14 protein-coding genes and 1 pseudogene are annotated in these 19,472 nt (G+C 72.6%); 7 read left to right on the top strand and 8 right to left on the bottom strand.

Annotation, left to right across the window (positions count from 1 at the left end; genetic code table 11):
* Nucleotides 1–152: 152 nt before the first annotated feature.
* Complete coding sequence (locus tag ACLQ2S_RS12870) at nt 153–1,136, bottom strand: LacI family DNA-binding transcriptional regulator (protein ID WP_425701741.1); 984 nt, start codon at nt 1,134–1,136, stop codon at nt 153–155.
* A gap of 160 nt (nt 1,137–1,296) precedes the next feature.
* Here ACLQ2S_RS12870 and ACLQ2S_RS12865 point away from each other — a divergent pair, with 160 nt between their 5' ends.
* Nucleotides 1,297–2,556 (top strand): MFS transporter, encoded by a 1,260-nt coding sequence (locus ACLQ2S_RS12865; RefSeq protein ID WP_425701740.1) that lies wholly within the window; start codon nt 1,297–1,299, stop codon nt 2,554–2,556.
* A gap of 212 nt (nt 2,557–2,768) precedes the next feature.
* Here ACLQ2S_RS12865 and ACLQ2S_RS12860 read toward each other — a convergent pair whose 3' ends face one another.
* Nucleotides 2,769–3,527, bottom strand: coding sequence for a class I SAM-dependent methyltransferase (locus ACLQ2S_RS12860; protein ID WP_155220207.1), 759 nt, complete (start codon nt 3,525–3,527; stop codon nt 2,769–2,771).
* A 268-nt stretch (nt 3,528–3,795) separates the two neighbouring features.
* On the opposite strand from ACLQ2S_RS12860, the gene paaI reads away from it, so the two are divergent.
* Complete coding sequence (gene paaI / locus ACLQ2S_RS12855; protein WP_155220383.1) at nt 3,796–4,236, top strand: hydroxyphenylacetyl-CoA thioesterase PaaI; 441 nt, start codon at nt 3,796–3,798, stop codon at nt 4,234–4,236.
* A 766-nt stretch (nt 4,237–5,002) separates the two neighbouring features.
* Here the strand turns inward: paaI and ACLQ2S_RS12850 are convergent.
* Nucleotides 5,003–6,253 (bottom strand): annotated as a pseudogene (locus ACLQ2S_RS12850) (AAA family ATPase); the annotation flags it as partial.
* Nucleotides 6,254–6,447: 194 nt separating this feature from the next.
* Between ACLQ2S_RS12850 and ACLQ2S_RS12845 the strand changes: the two are divergent.
* The 5 genes from ACLQ2S_RS12845 (at nt 6,448) to ACLQ2S_RS12825 (ending at nt 14,956) form a co-directional block, all read left to right on the top strand.
* Entirely contained in the window at nt 6,448–9,321 is a 2,874-nt protein-coding gene (locus tag ACLQ2S_RS12845) for a helix-turn-helix transcriptional regulator (protein ID WP_425701739.1), read from the top strand.
* Nucleotides 9,322–9,504: 183 nt separating this feature from the next.
* Entirely contained in the window at nt 9,505–10,284 is a 780-nt protein-coding gene (locus ACLQ2S_RS12840) for a DUF5995 family protein (protein WP_155220213.1), read from the top strand.
* Between the two features lie 326 nt (nt 10,285–10,610).
* Nucleotides 10,611–11,024, top strand: coding sequence for a hypothetical protein (locus ACLQ2S_RS12835; RefSeq protein ID WP_425701738.1), 414 nt, complete (start codon nt 10,611–10,613; stop codon nt 11,022–11,024).
* An 86-nt stretch (nt 11,025–11,110) separates the two neighbouring features.
* Entirely contained in the window at nt 11,111–13,201 is a 2,091-nt protein-coding gene (locus ACLQ2S_RS12830) for an amino acid transporter (protein WP_155220217.1), read from the top strand.
* A 192-nt stretch (nt 13,202–13,393) separates the two neighbouring features.
* Nucleotides 13,394–14,956, top strand: a complete 1,563-nt coding sequence (locus tag ACLQ2S_RS12825) for a hypothetical protein (RefSeq protein ID WP_425701737.1) — start codon at nt 13,394–13,396, stop codon at nt 14,954–14,956.
* Nucleotides 14,957–15,095: 139 nt separating this feature from the next.
* Here the strand turns inward: ACLQ2S_RS12825 and ACLQ2S_RS12820 are convergent, their stop codons facing one another.
* The 5 genes from ACLQ2S_RS12820 to ACLQ2S_RS12800 all read right to left on the bottom strand — a co-directional run bounded on the left by ACLQ2S_RS12820 (nt 15,096) and on the right by ACLQ2S_RS12800 (nt 19,405).
* Nucleotides 15,096–15,302, bottom strand: coding sequence for a hypothetical protein (locus tag ACLQ2S_RS12820; protein WP_155220219.1), 207 nt, complete (start codon nt 15,300–15,302; stop codon nt 15,096–15,098).
* Between the two features lie 85 nt (nt 15,303–15,387).
* Nucleotides 15,388–16,587, bottom strand: a complete 1,200-nt coding sequence (locus ACLQ2S_RS12815) for a low temperature requirement protein A (protein WP_309223557.1) — start codon at nt 16,585–16,587, stop codon at nt 15,388–15,390.
* Nucleotides 16,588–16,747: 160 nt separating this feature from the next.
* The gene (locus ACLQ2S_RS12810; protein WP_425701736.1) at nt 16,748–17,470 is read right to left on the bottom strand and encodes a helix-hairpin-helix domain-containing protein; all 723 of its coding nucleotides are present in this window, start codon (nt 17,468–17,470) and stop codon (nt 16,748–16,750) included.
* Nucleotides 17,471–17,695: 225 nt separating this feature from the next.
* Nucleotides 17,696–19,045, bottom strand: coding sequence for an FAD-dependent oxidoreductase (locus tag ACLQ2S_RS12805; protein ID WP_155220221.1), 1,350 nt, complete (start codon nt 19,043–19,045; stop codon nt 17,696–17,698).
* 12 nt (nt 19,046–19,057) lie between these two features.
* The gene (locus tag ACLQ2S_RS12800) at nt 19,058–19,405 is read right to left on the bottom strand and encodes a TcmI family type II polyketide cyclase (RefSeq protein ID WP_155220223.1); all 348 of its coding nucleotides are present in this window, start codon (nt 19,403–19,405) and stop codon (nt 19,058–19,060) included.
* Between the last annotated feature and the right edge of the window lie 67 nt (nt 19,406–19,472).

Here is a 19,472-nt window from a genome sequence, read left to right as displayed (position 1 = left end):
CGGCAGGGCCATCAGTCAGCGATCGGTCACATACCAGTCGCCGATCTTACCGGGAGGTCGTCACATTTGGCTGAGGCTGGGGACCGACGAAATCGATATTCTGAAAGGTTGACCGCAATTATTGATCGAATTGTGGATCGAGGTGGGAGAGGTCAGGCGCTGGCGCGCCGGACCAGCGCCGACGGGAACACCGTCGGCGTCGCCGCCGGGTGTTGCTCCAGCACCAGGTTCGCCGCCACCGTGGCGATGTGGCGTACCGGGTGACTGGCCGTGGTCAGGGCCGCCACCGAGGCCATCGGGACGTCGTCGAAGCCGGTCACGGCCACGTCGTCGGGAACTTGGATGCCGTCGGCGCGCAACTGGCTGATCACCCCGAACGCGGTGGCGTCGCTGATCCCGACGATCGCGTCGGTGTCCGGCCAGCGACGCATGACCTCCCGGGCGGCGGCGTGCCCCCGGGCCACGCTGAAGTCACCGACCACCTCCCGGGCCGGCAGGCCGGCGTCGTGCAACAACCTGCGGTACGCCTCGACCGAGCGGTTGGCGCAGGCCAGCCAGCGCGGCCCGGTCACCATGGCGATCCGCCGCCGACCGGTGGCGAAGAGGTGGCGGAGGATGGCCGCGGTGCCGCCGCCGTTGTCGATGTCGACCGACGGCACCGTCGCCGAACCGATCCCGATCGAGACGGCCCGGCCGTGCAGCCGCCGGGGCACCAGGTCCAGCAGCGCCTGGGTGGTGTTGACCAGGATCAACCCGGCCACGCCCCGGTCCTCGGTGAGCCGGGTCAACCGGCCCGGCGCGTCCAGCGGGATCCACTGCACCGCCACGCCCAACCCGTGCTCCGCGCAGATCCGCGCCACCGCGGCGACCACCTGGTCGACGTAGCTGTCGTCCAGGGCGGCCGGGCTGGTGCCGGAGACCGCCACCAGCAGGCGTACGCCGGATCCCTGCACCAGGGCCCGCGCCGCCGGATTCGGCACATAGCCGAGCAGGTTCACGGCGATGCGTACCCGCTCCCGTGCGGAAGGTGACGCGAATCCGGTGCCGGCGATGACCCGTGACGCCGTCGAGCGGGACACCCCGGCGGCCCGGGCCACGTCGTCCAGGGTCGCCGGCCGGCGTGCTGCCGTCGTCATGATCTTTCTCCCCGTTCCCCGTCGCCCGGCCTGCTGCCCGGGCGCTCACCAGCATCATGCCCCCGTGCCCCGGCCTGCGGTAAGGACCGGGCGCGGATTGTGGTGGTAGCGATCCCAGGTGTGTGATCGTCGTAGTACCGAGGAGAGGACCGGAACCCACGTGGACCCCGCCGTCACCACCCCTGTCACACCGCCGGTCGACTCCGGCCCGTCCCGCGCCGTGCTGGCCGCCCGCAACGGTGTGGCCGTCGTGTTCGCACTCAACGGCCTGGCCGTCGCCTCCTGGTTCGCCCGGGTGCCGGCGATCCGCGACGGACTCGGCCTCACCCCGGGGCGTCTCGGCCTGCTCCTGCTCGCGATGTCGATCGGCGCGATCGTCGCCATGCCCACCGCGGGCCTGGTCACCCAACGGTTGGGCGCGGCCCGATCGGTGGTGCTGGCCACCCTGCTCGTCGCGCTCGGACTGACCATCGCCGGGGTCTCGGCCAGCGTCGCCGCGTGGCTACCCGGGGTGGCGGTGGGCCTGTTCGCGCTCGGCTACGGCTCCGGCAGCTGCGACGTCGCGATGAACATCGAGGGCGCGGCGGTCGAACGGCGGCTCGGCTGGACCGTGATGCCACGTTTCCACGCCGCCTGGAGCCTCGGCTCGGTCACCGGTGCCGGCATCGGCGCGGGAGCGGCCCGGCTGGGCGTTCCGGTCGCCGTGCACCTCGGTGTGCTGGCCGCGCTGGTACTCGGCGGCACCCTGCTCGGTGCGCGCGCCTTCCTGCCGGTCGAGCCGGAGGCGGACGGCGCCACCCCGGCCGGTCGACGCCGTCGGTTGCTGGCCGCGTGGCGGGAGCCCCGAACCCTGCTCATCGGTCTGCTGGTGTTGGCGGCGGCGTTCGCCGAGGGCAGCGCCAACGACTGGCTCGCGGTGGCCTTCATCGACGGCTACGACTTCAGCGAGGCGGCGGGGGCGGCCGTCTTCGGCGTCTTCGTGGTGGGCATGACGCTGGGTCGCACCGTCGGCACCGTGGCACTGGACCGTTGGGGACGTGGGCCGGTGCTGACCGCGACCATCCTGCTCGCCGTCGTCGGCGCCGGTCTGGCGGTGCTCGCCGGGTCCGGTCCGGTCGCGGTGGTCGGCGTCGCGCTGTGGGGGATCGGCGCCTCGCTCGGCTTCCCGGTGGGGATGAGCGCCGCCGCCGACGAGGAGGAGCACGCACACGTACGGGTCAGCGTGGTCGCGGTGATCGGCTACACCGCGTTCCTGGCCGGGCCGCCCCTGCTCGGCCTGCTCGGCGACCACGTGGGCACCCTGCGGGCGCTGTTGGTCGTACCGCTGCTCCTGCTGCCGACGTTGCTGCTGGTCCCCGCCGCCCGTCCGCCCGCCGCCGTCGGCGCGGGGGCGTCGGTGCGGGCGGGCTCCGACGCGTAGCGGGGCCGGGTACCCGGACCGGACGGGCCACCACGACGGTCGAGTCCGGCGCGTGTCGGCCGCCGACATGGCGCAGCAGCCGAGGGGTGCGGCGTACCTCCTCGCGCAGGCACCCCGGACGTGGTCCCAGTGGTGGTGGGTGTAGACCAGCTCATCCCGCGCCCTAACCCCCACCCCGTTTCCACGCCCGCCGCCCCGGCCGGGGACGGGTGTCAGCGGAGGGCGGCCACCGCGGCGTCGGCGGCACCGCGCCAGAGGGTGCCGACCTCGGTGAAGCCGGCGTCTCGGAGCGCGGTGAGGTGCCAGGAGACCGGTGGCGTCCACTCCGGACTGTGCCCGGTCGGGTAGATGGCGTGGCGTTGCCGCACCAACGGGGCGAGCGTCGGGTCCTGCTCTGCCTGGTGCCACCACTGCGACCAGGACAGCACGGCACCGGCGGCGTGACGGGCGCTGCGGTGCTCCTCGGCGCGGGCGAGCAGCCGCTTGGTCAACTCGGGCAGGCCGTCGTCGGGCATGTGGTCGGCGTTGACGAACAGCCCACCGGGCCGGAGCAGGTCGCGCAGCTCCGGGTAGAGGGCGGACAGCCGGTCGGCGGGCAGCCAGTGCAACGCGGTGGCGGTGAGTACGGCGTCGTAGCCCCGGTGTGGCAGGGCCTCGGCCCAGTCGGGTCGACTGAGGTCGGCGGTGACGATGGTGGCCCGGTCACCGAGGGAGGCGGCGGCGAGGGCGAGCAACGCCGGATCGAGGTCGACCAGGGTCACCTCGGCGTCGGGGAAGCGGTGCAGGGCGCGCAGGGAGATGGTGCCGGTGCCGCCCGCCAGGTCGAGCAGTCGGGGCGGGGTGTCACCGCGTACGGCGTCGACCGCGTCGAGCATGGCGGCGAACCGGTGCTCGCGGTCGGGCAGGTACGCCTCCTGCTGGCGGTCCCAACTCTCCTGCCAGGCGGCGACATTGCTGATGTAAGGACTCATGAACTAAACGCTAGTTACTGCTCGGATTCCTTGTCCAGGCTTGTTGCCAATTATTTGCAACTACGAGAGGATGGCGAAGCGATGATCGGCTCGGGTCGGACCGGTTGACCGGTCCGACCCGATCGCCCTCGACCGACGCCCACGCCCCGGGTGGGCCTACCCGACCGGTCGCCGACCGCCGGTGTCATGATGTCCCTGGCCGGGCCAGGTGCGCCCGGCCGGAACGGACTGCAAGCACGTGGATCCCCAGCGCACCGCCGCGCACGAGATGTTCGACGCCGACGTCGCCTCCAACCGCCTCGGCATCGAGTTGGTCAGCGCGGCCGAGGGCAGTGCGGTGGCCCGGATGCGGATCACCGACAGCATGGTCAACGGCCACCACATCGCGCACGGCGGGTTCGTCTTCCTACTGGCCGACACCGCCTTCGCGCTGGCCTGCAACAGCCACGGCCCGGCCACCGTCGCCGCCGCGGCCGACATCACCTTCGTCCGTCCGGCCCGACCGGGGGACACGCTGGTCGCGCGGGCCAGCGAGCGCACCCGCTACGGCCGCAGCGGCATCTACGACGTCACCGTGAGCCGGGAGGACGGGGAGGTGGTCGCGGAGTTCCGTGGCCAGAGCCGGACGCTGCGCCCGGTGCCCACGCCCGACGGCGTACCCGCACCGGGGGAGCGGGACCGCCCACCGGCGGCCAGCCGGGGACACTGACCCGAGACCCGGCACCGCCCGTCCGGCCAGCCTTCGGCCCGCCCAACCGCGACCGGCCCGCCCGCCACGGCGTCGACGACCCGCCTTCCGGACGCCGCCGCCACCGGCCGATCCGGTGGTCCGGAACCGGGTCCCGACGTTCCACGCCCGCTGACCCGGCTGCTGATCGGGACAACCCAGCGCAGGCACGCCGTGCCGGGGCCATCCGTCCCGGTGACGCCTCCGCCGTCGCGGTGCCGTCGTCGTCCCGCCGACCGTAGGCGGCGCGTAGCGCGCGGGGCAGGCGGGCGCAGGCGACCTGTCGCACGACCGGATCGGGCACGTCGTAACCGCCGGTCGGCAGCGGGGCCAGCAGGCCGTCGTCGGTCAGGGAGGTCACCTCCGCCGCCGCCCAGGCGGGCGGCCAGTCGAGCACGTCGGCCAACTCCGTCACGGTGCGTCCCGGCGCGAGCGCGGCGGCCATCAGGACGGCCCGCGCACCGCCGTCGAGACGGTCCAGCCGGGCTTCGACGATGCGCCGGACCGAATCCGGTACGGGCAGCTGCGCGGGGTCGGCTCCGGCCAGCGCGCGTACGTAAGCCACCGCGCGTGCCGGGTTGCCACCGGTCACGGGGATCAGCCGGGCCGCCAATCCGGTCGGCTGACCGGCCCGACGCAGCAGTCGGCGCAGGAGCCGACCGGTGGTGATGGTGTCCAGCGGTGGCAGGCGCAGCCGGGCCACGCCTCGACCGGGCACGTTCAGCTCCTCGGTGCCGGTCGCGACGAGCACCAGGGGCAGGTCGTGCTCGTCGGCCAGGTCGACCAGCGTGGTCAGGTGGCGGCGCAGCGCCGGTGCGGCACGGTCGAGGTCGTCGACGGCGACCACCACCGGCTGCCGTCGCGCCATGCTCAGCAGCACCTGCCGCCAGTAGGCCAGGGCGCGAGCCTGGGCGTCTGCCGGCGACCGGGGCGGGTCCAGCCGATCTTCGCTCGCGCCGGGGCGGTCCACCCGCCGGACCGGATCGATGGCCGCCCCGAGCAGGTCACCCACCGTGTCCAGGGCGACCGCGAGCAGACCGGTGGGCACCACGTGCGTCAACGTGGCCGCGAGTCGGCGACGTACCGTCTCGGGGTCGTCGTCGGCGCGGGCGCGGGCCAGCGCGCGGACCAGGTCGGCGGCGGGCCCCAGCGGCCCGTCCGGGTAGGGCGGGCAGGCCGTCGGATACCACCGCACCGGAACCCCGTCCACCGTGCGGGTGCTGCGGACCAGTTCCCGCAGCAGCCGGCTGCGTCCACTGCCGGGTGCTCCGAGCAGCAGCACCCGACGGGCGCCGCGCCCGCGTACCGCTTCGGCGAGGTGCTCCCGGGCGACGGCCAGCTCCCGTCGGCGACCGATCAGCGGGCCGTCGTGCCGTGGCGGCCGGGGGCGCTCCACACCGGTGGCGTGCCACACGTCGACCGGCAGTGCCTTGCCGGACAGCGTCACCGACGGCACCCGACGCTGCGCGATCAGCCCGGCGACCGCCTGGTGCGTGGCCGGGCAGAGCGCCACCCCGCCGGGCGGGGCGTGCTCCTGGAGCCGGGCCGCCAGGGTGATGACCGCGCCGCTGGCCACCCCATGCCCGCCGTCGTGGCCGACCGAGAGGTCGACCACCGCCTCGCCGGTGGCGACGCCGACCCGGACCCGCAGCCGTGACGACAGGCCCGTCGGATGGCGGTCCAGCGCCTGCTGGATCTCCAGCCCGGCGCGCACCGCCCGGTACGCGTCCCACCCGTCAGCGCGGCGCGCGCCGAACAACGCCATCACGGCGTCGCCGACGTACTTCTCCACCGCACCGTTCCACCGTCGCAACACCGAGGCCACGGTGCAGAAGTAGGCCCGTTGCAGGGCGCGGACGTCCTCCGGGTCGAGCCGGTCGACCAATCGGGTCGAACCGACGATGTCGACGAAGAGGACCGTGACGATCCGCCGCTCCTCCGACACGGGCCAACGGGTCCGCCTGACGGCTATCGGACCTGCGACAACAGAACTGGGCATCGAGATCTGACCTGCCTCTCCCCCCGTGCGTGCCGACGATGCCCCGGAGCCTGTCACCGCTGGTCCGACGGCGGATCGGCAGAACGACGTATGTCGGCCGGACGCAACCTTTGGTCGCAATGTCGACGCGATGAGGAGGACAGAGCCGAGGCACCTGTAGAACGGGGACGGACCCTGTGACTAGGCTGCGAGCCATGGCCAGCGACGTGGACACCGCACGGCTCGTCGGTCGGGACGACCTGGTGGCGACGGTACGCTCGGCGTTGCTCGACGACGTGACGCCCGGGCATACGGCGGCGGTGTTCCTGACCGGCGAGAGCGGCGTGGGCAAGACCCGGCTGCTGCGCGAGGTCGGTGCCCGGTTGGCCGACGCGGGGGCGCTGGTGCTCACCGGGTCCTGTCTGGACATCGGCGACGCGTCGCCGTTGCACCCGCTGCGACAGGCGCTGCGCCGCCTCGACGCCGACCTCGCCCCGCCGGCCGCCGCGTCCGTGCGCGCGCTGCTCGGAGTGTTCGCCGAGGACCGGGCCGGCCCGGACGGCGCGGGCGCGTTGCTGGAGCGGGTGTCCCGTGGGCTGAACGTGATCGCCGGCGGCCGTCCGCTGGTGCTGGTCCTGGACGACCTGCAATGGGTCGACCGGACCACCCGCCAACTTCTGCTCTATCTGCTCGCCGGCCTCGGTGACCTGCAACTGTCGGTGCTGTCCGCGGTGCGGTCGGAGTCGTTGCAGGGCGCGCATCCGTTGCGCCGGGTGCTCACCGAGCTGCGCCGGCTGCGCTCGGTGCGGGTGCTGGATCTGGCCCCATTGGACCGGGCCGGCACCGAGGAGTTGGCCGCCGCCGTGCTGCGCCGGCCGTTGGCGGCCGAGGCGGCCGAGCGGTTGTGGCAGCGCAGCGGCGGCAACCCGTTCGTCATCGAGGAACTCTGCCGGGAGCTGCGCGACGGTCGTGACGGGCTCTCCGACACCCTCCGCGAGGTCTTCCTGGCCCGGGTGGACGCGCTGCCCCGACCGGCCCACCGGGTCGTCCACGCGGTCGCCGCCGGTGTCGAACCGGTCGAGCACTGGCTGCTCGCCCAGGTGGTCGGGCTTCCGGAGCACGAGCTGCTCGACGCGGTCCGGGCGGCGGTGTCGCACCGGCTGCTGGTCGGCTCCGACGACGGCTATCGGCTCCGGCACCGGCTCGTCGCCGAGGTGCTGGAGGACGAGCTGCTGCCCGCCGAGCGGGCGGCTCTGCACCGCCGCTACGCCGAGGCGTTGACCGCCGCGCCGGCGGAGTTGCACCAGGCCCGCTTGGCCCATCACTGGCGACTGGCCGGTGAGCCGGAGCGGGCGTTGCCGGCCGCGGTGGCCGCCGCCGAGGAGGCGGAGCGGCTGTACGGCTACGCCGAGGCGCATCGACACTGGTCGGTGGCGGTGCAGTCGGCCGAGGGACTGCCTGGTGTCGACCGGGCGGCGTTGCTCGGGCGGGCGGCCGAGGCGGCCCACCACTGTGGTGAGTACGCTCGCGCGCTGGCGCTGCTGGAGGAACTGGCCGGCGCCGACACCGACATCCCGGCCTGCGAGCTGCACATCCGGCGGGCCCGTTATCTGGCCGCCGCCGGTCGTTCCGCGTTGGCGGAGGTGGAGTACGAGCAGGCGCTCGCCGTCGCCGACTGCACTCCCGGGCAGCGGGCCACCGCCGCCGCCCGGTTGGCGGAGCTGCTGCTGCAACTGGGCCGGTACGCCGAGGCGGGCGAGCGGGCGCGCGAGGCGCTGGCCCTGGCCGAGCAGGTGGACGGTGCGACCACCGAGGTGGTGCTGGCCAGTGCCGCGCTGGGCTTCTCCGAGGCGTACCGTCAGGATCCGGAGGCGGGTCTGGCGGTGCTGCGGCGGGCGCTGGCCACCGCCGAGCGGGCCGGTCGCCCGGAGGACGTCGCGTTGGCCTACCTGCATCTGGCCGAGCTGCTGACCGGGCCGTTGAACATCCTCGAGGAGGGGGTGGTGGTGGCCCGCCGGGGTGCCGAACGGGTCGCCGAGCTGGGGTTGGGGCGTTCCTACGAGACCCGCCTGCTGGCCATCGCCACCAACGGGCTGTTCCGGGTCGGACAGTGGGCCGAGGCGGAGAAGGTGGTCGCCTCGGCGCTACGGCACCGTCCCTCCGGCGCGGACGCCGTCGAGTTGCTGCTGGCCCGCTGCCGCCTGTCGGTCGGCTACGGCGACGTCGAGGCGGCCGACCGGGACCTGGACGCGGTGGCGACGATCCTGGCCGGCGGTGGTGCCCGGCACGTCATTCCGCTGCTCACCCTGCGAGCGGGGTTGGCGATGTGGCAGGGACGCCATGACGTGGCCCGGCACGCCGTGCAGCGGGGGCTGACCGAGACCCGCTCGGACGACCTGGTCATCCTCGCGGTGCTGGTCTGGCACGGGCTGCGCGCCGAGGCCGAGGCGCACGCCAGCCGTACCGTCGCCGTCGACGACAACGCGGTACGCCGGCTGCGTGACATCGCCGACCGGGTGGCGGCGCGTAGCGAGCGGGCGGCCCGGCCGGTGCGTTACGTGGTCGACGGATATCTGGCGTTGTGCGCCGCCGAGGTGAGCCGGCTCGACGGGGCGGATCCGGAGCTGTGGGCGCGGGCGGCGGCGGAGTGGGACCACCGTAATCACCCGTATCCGGCGGCGTACGCGCGGCTGCGTCAGGCCGAGGCGTTGCTGGCCAGCCGGCGTAAGGCGGCGACCGCAGGCAAGCTGCTGCGCGAGGCGTACCAGATGGCGCAGTCGCTGGGCGCGGTGCCGTTGACCGACGAGATCCGTACGCTCGCCGGGCGGGCCCGGGTGACGTTGGAGGAGCGCGGGGTGATCGGCGCGCCCGAGCCGGACGGGGCGGGCGGTGAGGAACTCGCCACCCTGACCGCCCGCGAGCGTGAGGTGCTGGCCGCGGTGGCCGAGGGGTTGACCAACAAGGAGATCGGCCAGCGGTTGTTCATCAGCGAGCGGACCATCGGCGTCCACGTGTCGCACATCTTCGACAAGCTCCAGGTACGTACCCGGGTCCAGGCCAGCGCCATCTTCCTGCGTAGTCGCGCGTAGGTGTCGGATACGTCGTTCTACTGATGTCCGCGCAGCGGGCGCCTGACAGGCTGGGTCCGACGTCGCAGGGCACGACGACGTCGGCGAGCAGCTTGGAGGGGACATGCGCGAGCGCCACGAGCGGATCACCAGGTTCGGCATTGTGACGCGCCAGATCGGTACTCGGCGCGGCGGGGCGTCGGCATGAGTGGGTGTGGCGAGCCGGTCTGGGGGCCGGTGCACCGGGACATCGTCGACCTGCTGGCCGATCACCCGACTGACGTGCCCGCCGTCGTCGACCACCTGACGAAGCTCCAGGACATGCTGGTCCGGCTGCCTCCGCTGTTCGACAGCTGCCCGTTGGCCGACTTCAACAAGCTGTACCTGACGATCACCACCAGCGTGCTGGACGGGCTCTACTCCGACCGGTTCGTCGACCCGGTCTTCCTGTCCCGGCTGGACGTCGAGTTCGCGGCCCGCTACTTCGACGCGTTGCGGATGTGGAGCGACGCCAGCCCGAGTACGCCCCGGGCCTGGGCCTGCCTCTTCGAGCGGATGCGCGGACCGGACGCCCGTCCGCTGCCCTCGGCGGCGGCCGGCGTCAACGCGCACATCAACTTCGACCTTCCGTTCGCGTTGGTCACCACCTTCGACCACCTGGAGTCCGAGCCGGTCGACGGCAGCGACCAGCATCGCGACTACCTGGAGATCAACAAGATCTTCGCTGACAAGATCCCCGGCCTGCGTCGGGGCTACCTGGAGCAGTGGCAACTGCTCATCGACATGCTCAACGGTCAGATCGACGACTGGTACCAGGGCGAGCTGATCCAGTACACGCGCGATGTCGCCTGGCGCAACGCGCAGCGGATCTGGCAGTGCCGGCACGACCCGCACCAGCACGAGCGCGAGCGCAGGCGGCTCGATGACACGGCCGCCGCGCTCGGTCGGTTGCTGCTGTCGCCCCTCGGGGCGTTCTTGCAGTAACCGGGACGGGGGGTCCCCGCGCCCGGCCCGCCGGCGGGGCGCGGGGACATCGGCCCGGACCGGGCGGCAGGCCACGGGGAAGCACGGGGGACCGACGGGGAACGCGGGGGACTGACGGGGGGAACACGGGGGAACACGGGGGAGCGGGGGAACACGGGGGAAGCAGGGGTCGGCCGGCCCGGGGGGTGTCGGCCGGCCCCTGCGGGGTACGCCGCGCCCATGACCGCTGTGTCCCGGCGCCGTCCCGCCGCCCGGCCGCGACCGCGCCCCGCCACCCCACCCCGCCCCGCGCGCCCGTCAGACCGCGCCGGTCGGGGAGCCCGGAGATGACCGCCCGGGTATTCGAGTTCCGCTTCGAGTCGCGTTTCCGCGGGCCACTGGCCTTGATCGGGGTCCGGCCGGACACCGCCTGGGTACGCATCGACGCGGACCATCTGCTGGTCCGGTTCGGGCCGTGGCGGTTGCGTACCGAGCGGAAGAACGTCGCGGGTACCGAGACCGGTGGTCCGTACCGCTGGTGGCGGGTGATCGGAGCGCACCTGTCCGGCTCCGACACGGGCGTCACCTTCGGCACCACCACCGCCGCCGGGCTCTGCGTCCGGTTCGTGCGCCCGGTGCCCGCCCTGCTACCCGGCGGTTGGCCGCGTCATCCCGGGATGACGGTCACCGTTGCCGAGCCGGCCGAACTGGCCCGAGCGCTGGCCCCACCGACCGGGGCCGACGGGGAGCGGACCGGCTGACCGAGCGACGCGGTCGGGTACCGACCGTCGCGGACGGTGGCCCGACCGAGCCACCACGGGTCGTCGACAACGGTGAGGCGGGGGCAATGGGGGACGGTACGACAGCGCGACGAGGCCGGGACCGCCGTCGCCCGGCGACCGGAGCACCGGAGCCGGGGCTGCGGGCCGCGCGGGATCCCCGGCGCAAGGGGGAACGGGCCGGACGGGCGGTCACCGTCCCGGAGCGGGTGGCCGTGCCGACCGGCCCGGAGGCATCGGAGAGCCGGCTTCGTCGGTGGTTGCTCGTGCACCGGGTGCAGCCGGTCGGACCGGAGACGGCCGAGGGGCAGAGCCGGTCGTACCCCTGGTGGCGGGTGATGTGTCTGACCGGCGTCGACTACTTCTCCACCCTGTCCTACCTGCCCGGTATCGCCGTCCTGGCCGCCGGTGCGCTGTCTCCGGTGGCGACCTTGCTGATCGTGGCGCTGACCCTGTTCGGGATGTTGCCGATGTACCGCCGGGTGGCCCGGGACAGCCCGCACGGCCAGGGCTCGGTGGCGATGCTGGAGCGGCTGCTGCCGTTCTGGCGCGGCAAGTTGTTCGTACTGGTGTTGCTCGGTTTCGTCGCCACGTCGTGGATCGTCACGATCACCCTCTCCTCGGCCGACGCCACCGTGCACGTGTTGCAGAACCCGTACCTGCCGGAGTCGTTCGGCGGGACCGGCGTCGCGGTCGGGGTGACCGTGGTCCTGCTGCTGATCCTCGGCGCGGTCTTCCTGCTCGGCTTCCGGGAGGCGGTGGCGGTGGCCGTCCCGCTGGTGGTCGTGTTCCTCGGACTGAACGCGGTGGTCGTCGGGGTGTCGTTCGCCGAACTCGCCGGTGACCCCCGCCCGTTGGCCGACTGGACCGCGACGTTGACCGCGGGCGGCGGTCCGGGCCAGGTCGCGCTGACCGCAGCGCTGGCGTTTCCGCTGCTGGTGCTGGGTCTGTCCGGGTTCGAGACCGGGGTGAGCATGATGCCGCTGGTGGCGGGGGAGGGACGTGACGCACCGGCCCGGTTGGCCGCCCGGATCCGCAATACCCGGCGGCTGCTCACCACCGCCGCGTTGATCATGTCGGTGTACCTGCTCTCCACCACCTTCGTCACCGCGGTGCTCATCCCGCCCGAGGCGAACGCCTCGGGCGGCGCTGCCAACGGGCGAGCGCTGGCGTACCTGGCGCACGAGCAGCTGGGTGAGGGGTTCGGCACCGTCTACGACGTGAGCAGCGTGCTGATCCTCTGGTTCGCCGGCGCCTCGGCGATGGCCGGGCTGATCAACATCGTGCCGCGTTACCTGCCCTCGTACGGGATGGCGCCGGAGTGGGCGCGCGCCGTGCGCCCGGTGGTGATCGTCTACACGCTGGTCTGCGTCCTGTTGACAGTCGTGTTCCGCGCGGACGTCGACGCGCAGGCGGGCGCGTACGCCACCGGGATCCTGGCGATGCTGGTGTCGGCGGCGGTCGCGGTGGCCATCGCCGCCGCCGGACGCCGGCAGCGGCTGGTCGCCGCCGGCTTCACCCTGCTCACCCTGGTGCTGCTGTACGCGCTGGTGGAGCACGTGATCGCGAAGCCGGACGGGATCGCCATCTCCGGGTTGTTCATCCTCGGCATCATCGCCGTGTCGCTGGTGTCCCGGGTGACCCGGACCACGGAGCTGCGGGCGGAGCGGGTCGAGTTCGACGAGACGGCGCGGCGGTTCATCGCCGATTCGGTGGCCCACGACGGTCGACTGCACGTGATCGCCAACAAGCGGCGCCGCGGGGCGGTCAAGGAGTACACGATCAAGGAGCGGGCGCAGCGAGGGCTGAATCCGGTCCCCGGGGCGACCGATGTGCTCTTCCTGGAGATCGACGTGGTGGATCCCTCCGGGTTCCGTCACGTGTTGCGGGTCTGCGGCGTTGAGGTGGGCGGTTACCGGGTGCTGCGGGCCAGCAGTCCGGCGGTGCCCAACGCCATCGCGGCGATCCTGCTGGCACTGCGGGACGCCACCGGGGTGCGCCCGCACGCTCATTTCGAGTGGTCGGAGGGGAACCCGATCGCGCATCTGCTGCGCTATCTCATCCTCGGTCAGGGGGACACGCCGCCGGTGGTGCGGGAGATCCTGCGCAAGTCCGAGCCCGACCCGGCCCGCCGTCCGGGTATCCACGTCGGCGGTTGAGTCGGGCGGCCGGGATCCCGCGACGTAACCCGAGGGTAGATGTGAAGCCGAATGGCTTACTCATTCACTTATGCCCCGATTCACGCCATGTGTCGCCGTACGGTGGCCTCTGGTGACCGACGCGAGGTCGGTCACCCCGCGCCCGATTCGGTGCGGCCGTGTTTTGCGCACGCACGAGAGGCAGGAACGCTGATGTCCACGTACGAAGGGGGCCGCGGGTCAGCACGACCCGGTCGGCGGTTCCGGTGGTTGCTGGCCGGTGGCCTGGTGGCGGGCAGCCTGGTGGCCGGAGCGGCGGGCTTGTCCGCCGTCACCGCCTCGGCCGCCGACCGTGACCCGGCGGCGCCGAACCCGGGCCAGCCTGTAGCCATGTTTCAGCACGACGTGCCAGGAGTCGACGAGTCACCGCGAGGGAAGGACCAGCAGCGCCCGCAGTGGCGGCACGACCCGGGCACGAATCCGGACCGCGACGGGGCGGCCGACCGGCCGAGTGGTCACCAGGGACGCGCGCGGGACGACACGGTGGTGCCGGTGCCCTGTGACTCCGCCCGGCTCATCGCGGCGCTGGTGCGAGCGAACGCCGAGGGTGGCGCCACGCTGCGGCTCGCGGAGAAGTGCACCTACACCTTGACCCACGCGTTCGCGCAGCCCGACGAGTACGACGGCGGCATCCGCGACGCGCGGGAGGCCGCCGACGCCGCCGAGAACCCCGGTGACGCCGAGGCGCCGCCGCGCAACCCCGCCGACGACAAGGCCGGCCTGCCGGTGATCTACCACCGGATCACCATCGAGGGCTCCGGCGCGACCATCGTCCGGGGAGTCGACAGCCCCGACTTCCGCTTCTTCACCGTCCGTGACGGCGGCGAGTTGACCCTGCGGGACGTGACCCTGCGTAACGGTCGCTCGGCGGCGGAGGGTGGCAGCATCCACATCGTGCACGGTGCCACGGCGGTCGTCGAGCGGGTCACCGTTCTCGGCAGCACCTCGCTGTCCGCCGAGGGCGGTGGCGGTGGCATCTTCAACGACGGGAATCTCCAGATCAGCGACAGCAAGCTGATCGGTAACCGGGCCGCGGGCACCCAGGGCAAGGGCGGGGGCCTGCTCAACGGTGGTGTGATGGTCATGCACCGCACCGAGTTCCGGCACAACAGCGCGGTCAGCTACGGCGGTGGCCTGGCCAACTTCCGGGCCGCCGGCGACGTCTACTCCTCGGCCTTCGTGCAGAACAACGCCGGGCAGGGCGGTGGGATGGCCAGCTTCTCCGCCCGGACCAAGGTCTTCGACACACTGGTGGCGCAGAACAGCGCCGAGGTCGGCGGTGGTCTGGCCAACTCGGACGCGGTGCTGGTACTGCGGCAGCTGACGGTCCGCGACAACATCGCCACCCTCAAGGGCGGCGGTATCTCCACCACCCAGGGTCTGCTGCCGTTGGACGACAGCGTGGTCAGCGGTAACACCACGCGCGGCAACGGTGGCGGTATCCACTCCGAGAAGTCGAACCTGCTCGTGCGCGGCAGCGCCGTCAAGGGCAACGCCGCGGTCGGCAAGCGGTCGCAGGGAGCGGGGCTGTTCGTGACGGCGGGCTCGACCTCGCTCTACCGCAGTCACGTCGTCGGCAACACGTCCACGCTGAAGGCCGGCGGGATCCAGGCCGAGCGGGCCCAGGTCAAGATCGATGACGAGAGCATCGTCGTCGAGAACAACCCGACCAACTGCGAGGGCAGCAAGGTGCCGGTGGCGCACTGCTTCCGCTGACCGCCTCACCGTGCCAGGGGCGCGTCCGGCCGTCGTCCGCGAACCGAGCGGAGTGGCCGGACGTGCCCCCTACGCGTACGACCTCCCGGGACGACCGAGGCCCGTGTCCGACTCGACACGGGCCCGGTTTGCCGGGGGGTCACTGAGACGGCTGGGGCAGCTCGCAGTCGACCTTCGGGTTGGCGCCGACGTAGTTCAGGGGGCCGGCGGCGATGGTCACCAGGATCGTACCGACCTCGGCGCAGTTGGCCTCATCGTCGCTGTAGTAGCCGCGCTGACCGGCGGCGACGGCGCCGATGACGAGCCAGATCACCACGAGGACTCCGAATATCGACGTGCCGCGCATGGTTTCCTCCACGATTCGGGGGTGGGTTGCAAGGTGTGGGCTTTGTACCCAGCCGCGCCGAGCGGCTAACGGAGGACGGCGTGGCCTACGGCGGTGTGGGCAGCTCGGGCGGCCGACCGAGGGTGCGGCGCAGATCGGCGAGCGCCACTGCGGCGAGCACCAGCATGGCGGCGAGCGACGCGGCCAGTGTGGGCAGGAACAGCACCGCCGGCGCGACAGTCGACAGGGCCAGCACGCCGACCGGCCGCGACGGCGACACCCGGTTGAACACCTCGTACTCGAAGAAGGCGCGGCCGGTCAGGAACAGCGCGGGACCGCCCAGGATGACCGCCGCCCAGGCGGCCGGGGTCGGCGTGGGCAAATCGTGCAGCACCAGTTCGAAGCCCGCCGCGGTGGTGACCACCCCGGCCACCATCAGCAGATGGCTGTACGGGGCGGTGTTGAGGAACCGGGCCGAATCCCTCGACAGCCGCAGGGCGAGCGGCAACATTTCCCCGGACTTGTGCACGTAGATCCGCCACAGCAACAGGGTGGTGACGAAGGCGAGCAGGAGCGCGACGGTGTTCTCGGCATGCGCGTGCTCCCGGCTGTAGGCCATGCCGGTGACCAGGATCAGGTCGCCGAGGGCGATGGTGTAGAACTGCTGGTACCGCTCGGCGAGATGTTCGGCGATCACTCGCAGTTGGCTGCCGGGAACGGTGCCGATCCCGGGCACCGGATAGGCCAGCCGGAGCCCCAGATAGTCGATGCCGACGGCGAGCAGCCACAGCGCCATCCGGATGTCGTCCGAGGCGAACGCACCGGCGATCCAGGGCACCGCGGAGAGGGCGAACCAGCAGAGGACCCGGATCGCCCGGCGCTGGATGACCGGGTCGTCGCGCAGCGTCGGCACGAGGATCAGCCCGCGTCCGAGGTGGATGACGACGTACGAGCCGGCGAAGATCAACCCCCGGTCGCCGAACGCCTTGGGGATCGCGGTGCTCATCATCAGCACGCCGAACATCGCCGCGACGAGCAGCACCTTGATCTCGACGCGGTCAGGGTCGTACAGGTCGGCGACCAGAGAGGTGAGGGTCCAGGTCCACCAGACGGCGGCCAACAGGATCAGCCCCTGCCCGGCCTGGTACCAGGTGATCTCGCCGGCCAGGTCGCGCGAGATGAGCGCCAACGCGACGACGTAGACCAGGTCGAAGAAGAGTTCGAGGAGGGTGACCCGGCGTGGGGTGGACGGGCCACGGGTGGGGGGTCGCCGTGGGCCGCCGGGTTGCTGCTGGGCGAACGACACGGACGGCTCCCGGCAACCGGCGACAGTTCGGCGGACCGGCACGGCCGGCGTACTGACCGTAACCGTGCGTTCGTCGGTGCGTGCCCTGACCGCCGCCGATCACCGGAAAGACGTACCGGCCGACGCGGGCTTCGCGAGCCCCACGCCGGCCGGTCGGGTGTCAGCCCTCGGCGTCGGCCTGGGCGGCCAGCACCTTCGCCTGCTGGGGCCAGGTGACCAAGCTGGCCGTGGCGCGCAGCCCGGCGCTCTTGATGGTCGCGCGCAGCGCCGCCTCGTCCAGTTCGGCCAACTGCCGGTAGGTCCGGATCCCCGCGCCGTGCAGCGCCGCCGCCATCTTCGGCCCGACCCCCTGGATCTTGCGGAAGTCGTCGACATCGGTGCCGGCCGCCGCAGTCGCCGTGGCCGGCTCGGCCACCGCCACGGGCTCGGCCACCACCACGGGCTCGGCCACCACCACGGCGGGCTCGGCTGCCGCCACCGGCTCAGCCACGGCGGCGGGCTCGGCCTCCGCCGCGGCGGGCTCGGCCTCCGCCGTGGCGGGCTCGGTCGGTGCGCTGGTGGTCGGCTCGGTCGCGGCGGAGACCGCCGTGGCCTCCGTGAGGTCCGGCTGCGCGGTCGTGTCCGCCGACGGCTGGTCGAGGGCCGGTGCCGGTTGGACATCAGCCGTGGGTGCTTCGACGGGCTCACCGGTCGTCGGCTGTTCGGTTACGGTCGGTTCGGTCGCGGCGGTGTCGGCCTCGGCCGCCGCAGTGGTGTCGCTGGTGGTCGCGCCGCTCGCCGACGCGGGTGGTTCCGTCCGCCGGCGCAGCAGCATCCAGCCCACCGCCAGCCCTGCCAGCAGCGCCACGAGCAGTATCAGCCAGTTCCCGAAGGACTCGCCCACGGTAACCCTCCCTGAGGTTCACGTCCGGATTCGTCGCGAGAAAAACTCGCCGCAGCTTCGCACACGCGCGGCCGGGGCGACAGGCAGGCCGGGTAACAGTCCGTACCGGACGCGTGGGGGCTACGGCAGGTGGCCGACCCTGGACACACCGTGCGGTCGGCGGGAGTCGCGGCTGGACACGCCGCAGCCCCGGCACCGTCGCGGGTGCCGGGGCTGTGATCGGGATCAGTCCTGCTCGCCTCGGTAGGTGTAGAAGTCGTCGACGAACTTGCGTCGCAGCCGGGGGACCCGACTGGTGACCCGGAAGTATCCTCTGGCACCGAGGAGCGCGAGCCGCCCGAACACCGGTTGGTACATGCGGTCGTCGCCGCTGGTCCCGCTGCGCCCGAGCGAGTCGGCGACCCGGGCGAAGCCGTAGGGCACCATCGCCGCCTCGTAGTCGGCCACCGCCTGCACCAGGGTCTTCTCACCGGTGGTGGCGAGGATCAGTTGCCGCCGCAGCAGGTTCGCGTCGCGCAACGCGGTGTTGGCGCCCACGCCCCGCCCCGGCGTCATGGTGTGGATCGCGTCGCCGAGGAGGGTGACCGTACTGCTCTTCCAGGGTGGCACCGGCTCCGAGGTGGACACCCGGATCGGCAGGGCGCTGTCCGGGTCCGCCAGGCTGAGCAGTTGTCGCAGGTGAGGGTGCCAGTTGGCGGTCAGGTCCAGGGCCACCCGGAGCAACTCCGTACCCCGGCGACTCATCACGTCCGACGGGAACCGACGGGCGGTGCTCCACACCACCAGGTTGATGTTGTCGCGGGTGGGGTCGTGGCCCAGCCCCGGCCAGTCGGCGAGCAGTTTCGCGTCGGCCGAGCTGACCTCCGGCTTGAGACGTCCGTCGCGGTCCCACTTGAACTCCATCACGTGCAGCACCCCCATCACCCCGCCGGTGCCGAAGATCAGCGAGATGCCCCGCTGCACGGTCTCCGGCAGCAGGGACCGGGTGTGCTCGGTGAGCGGTACCCGGGTGGCGATGTTGATGGTGCCGGCGTCGCGGATGACGGCGTGCGGCAGATACTGACGCCGCACCGCCGAGTGGGTACCGTCCGCCGCCACGAGCAAGTCACCGGTGGCGGTCGTGCCGTCGGCGAAGTGCGCGGTGACCGTGCCGTCGTCGTGCTGGTCGTACCGGGTGAAGGTGCGGTCGAAGTGCACCACGTCCTCCAGGCCGGTCAGCAACACCTGGCGCAGCGTCATCCGGGCGACGGACCGTTCCGTGTCGACCGGGTGGGTGTCCGGCCGCAGCGGGAAGGACGCCGTGTGGCGCATCTTCTCGCTGAGCACGTTGAAGTAGCGGGGCGAGCGGGCGCAGGTGGCCAGGTAGATCTCGAAGAGCTCCGGCGGCAGACAGTCACGCAGGGCCCGACTGCCGGTGGGACCGATGCCCACCCGGTAGCCGAGTAGTCCCTCGCCCCTGCTCCGGTGTCGCTCGTAGACGTCGACGCTGATGCCGGCCCGGCGCAACCCGTGCGCCAGGCAGAGGCCACCGGTGCCCGCGCCGATGACCAGGACGTGCGGTGCTCGGGGTGCCATGTGCCGGCCCGGTCAGCCGGCCACGCGCGGTGCCGGAACGTCCGCGCCGTCCCAGCGGTAGAAGCAGTTGGCGATCGCGTCGCGTGGTGAGCGCCAGGTGGGCAGGTACGGCGAGGTGTGTGCCGACAGGCGCTCGTTGACCTGTTGGAACAACGGATGGTTACGGGCCGCCGCGAGGGCGTCCGCGCCGACGTCGTCGGTCTCCATGAGGTGTACGCACAGGTCGTGCAGGCAGTACAGGGAGCGGTGGCGTACCCCGGTCAGACTGGGCAGCTCGGTCTCGTCGGACTCGGCGAAGATCTGCGCCACGCGCCCCTCCGCGCCCGGGATGATTCTGCTGACGATGACTAGACGGCTCATCGGATCCCTCTCACCGGTGGGTTCGGCCCGGACGGACACCGGGTCTCGGGCCGGCTGTTTCCCCACC

It is taken from the genome of Micromonospora sp. DT48, assembly GCF_049844495.1.
Classification (GTDB): domain Bacteria; phylum Actinomycetota; class Actinomycetes; order Mycobacteriales; family Micromonosporaceae; genus Micromonospora.
The sequence above is the reverse complement of the archived record's forward strand: the minus strand, read 5'-3'. Positions and strand labels throughout refer to the sequence as shown.

Coding starts and splice junctions, on each gene's coding strand:
- ACLQ2S_RS12870 (WP_425701741.1), bottom strand. CDS start 1,136: ATGACGACGGCAGCACGCCGGCCGGCGACCCTGGACGACGTGGCCCGG.
- ACLQ2S_RS12860 (WP_155220207.1), bottom strand. CDS start 3,527: ATGAGTCCTTACATCAGCAATGTCGCCGCCTGGCAGGAGAGTTGGGAC.
- paaI (WP_155220383.1), top strand. CDS start 3,796: ATGTTCGACGCCGACGTCGCCTCCAACCGCCTCGGCATCGAGTTGGTC.
- ACLQ2S_RS12845 (WP_425701739.1), top strand. CDS start 6,448: ATGGCCAGCGACGTGGACACCGCACGGCTCGTCGGTCGGGACGACCTG.
- ACLQ2S_RS12840 (WP_155220213.1), top strand. CDS start 9,505: ATGAGTGGGTGTGGCGAGCCGGTCTGGGGGCCGGTGCACCGGGACATC.
- ACLQ2S_RS12835 (WP_425701738.1), top strand. CDS start 10,611: ATGACCGCCCGGGTATTCGAGTTCCGCTTCGAGTCGCGTTTCCGCGGG.
- ACLQ2S_RS12830 (WP_155220217.1), top strand. CDS start 11,111: ATGGGGGACGGTACGACAGCGCGACGAGGCCGGGACCGCCGTCGCCCG.
- ACLQ2S_RS12825 (WP_425701737.1), top strand. CDS start 13,394: ATGTCCACGTACGAAGGGGGCCGCGGGTCAGCACGACCCGGTCGGCGG.
- ACLQ2S_RS12820 (WP_155220219.1), bottom strand. CDS start 15,302: ATGCGCGGCACGTCGATATTCGGAGTCCTCGTGGTGATCTGGCTCGTC.
- ACLQ2S_RS12805 (WP_155220221.1), bottom strand. CDS start 19,045: ATGGCACCCCGAGCACCGCACGTCCTGGTCATCGGCGCGGGCACCGGT.
- ACLQ2S_RS12800 (WP_155220223.1), bottom strand. CDS start 19,405: ATGAGCCGTCTAGTCATCGTCAGCAGAATCATCCCGGGCGCGGAGGGG.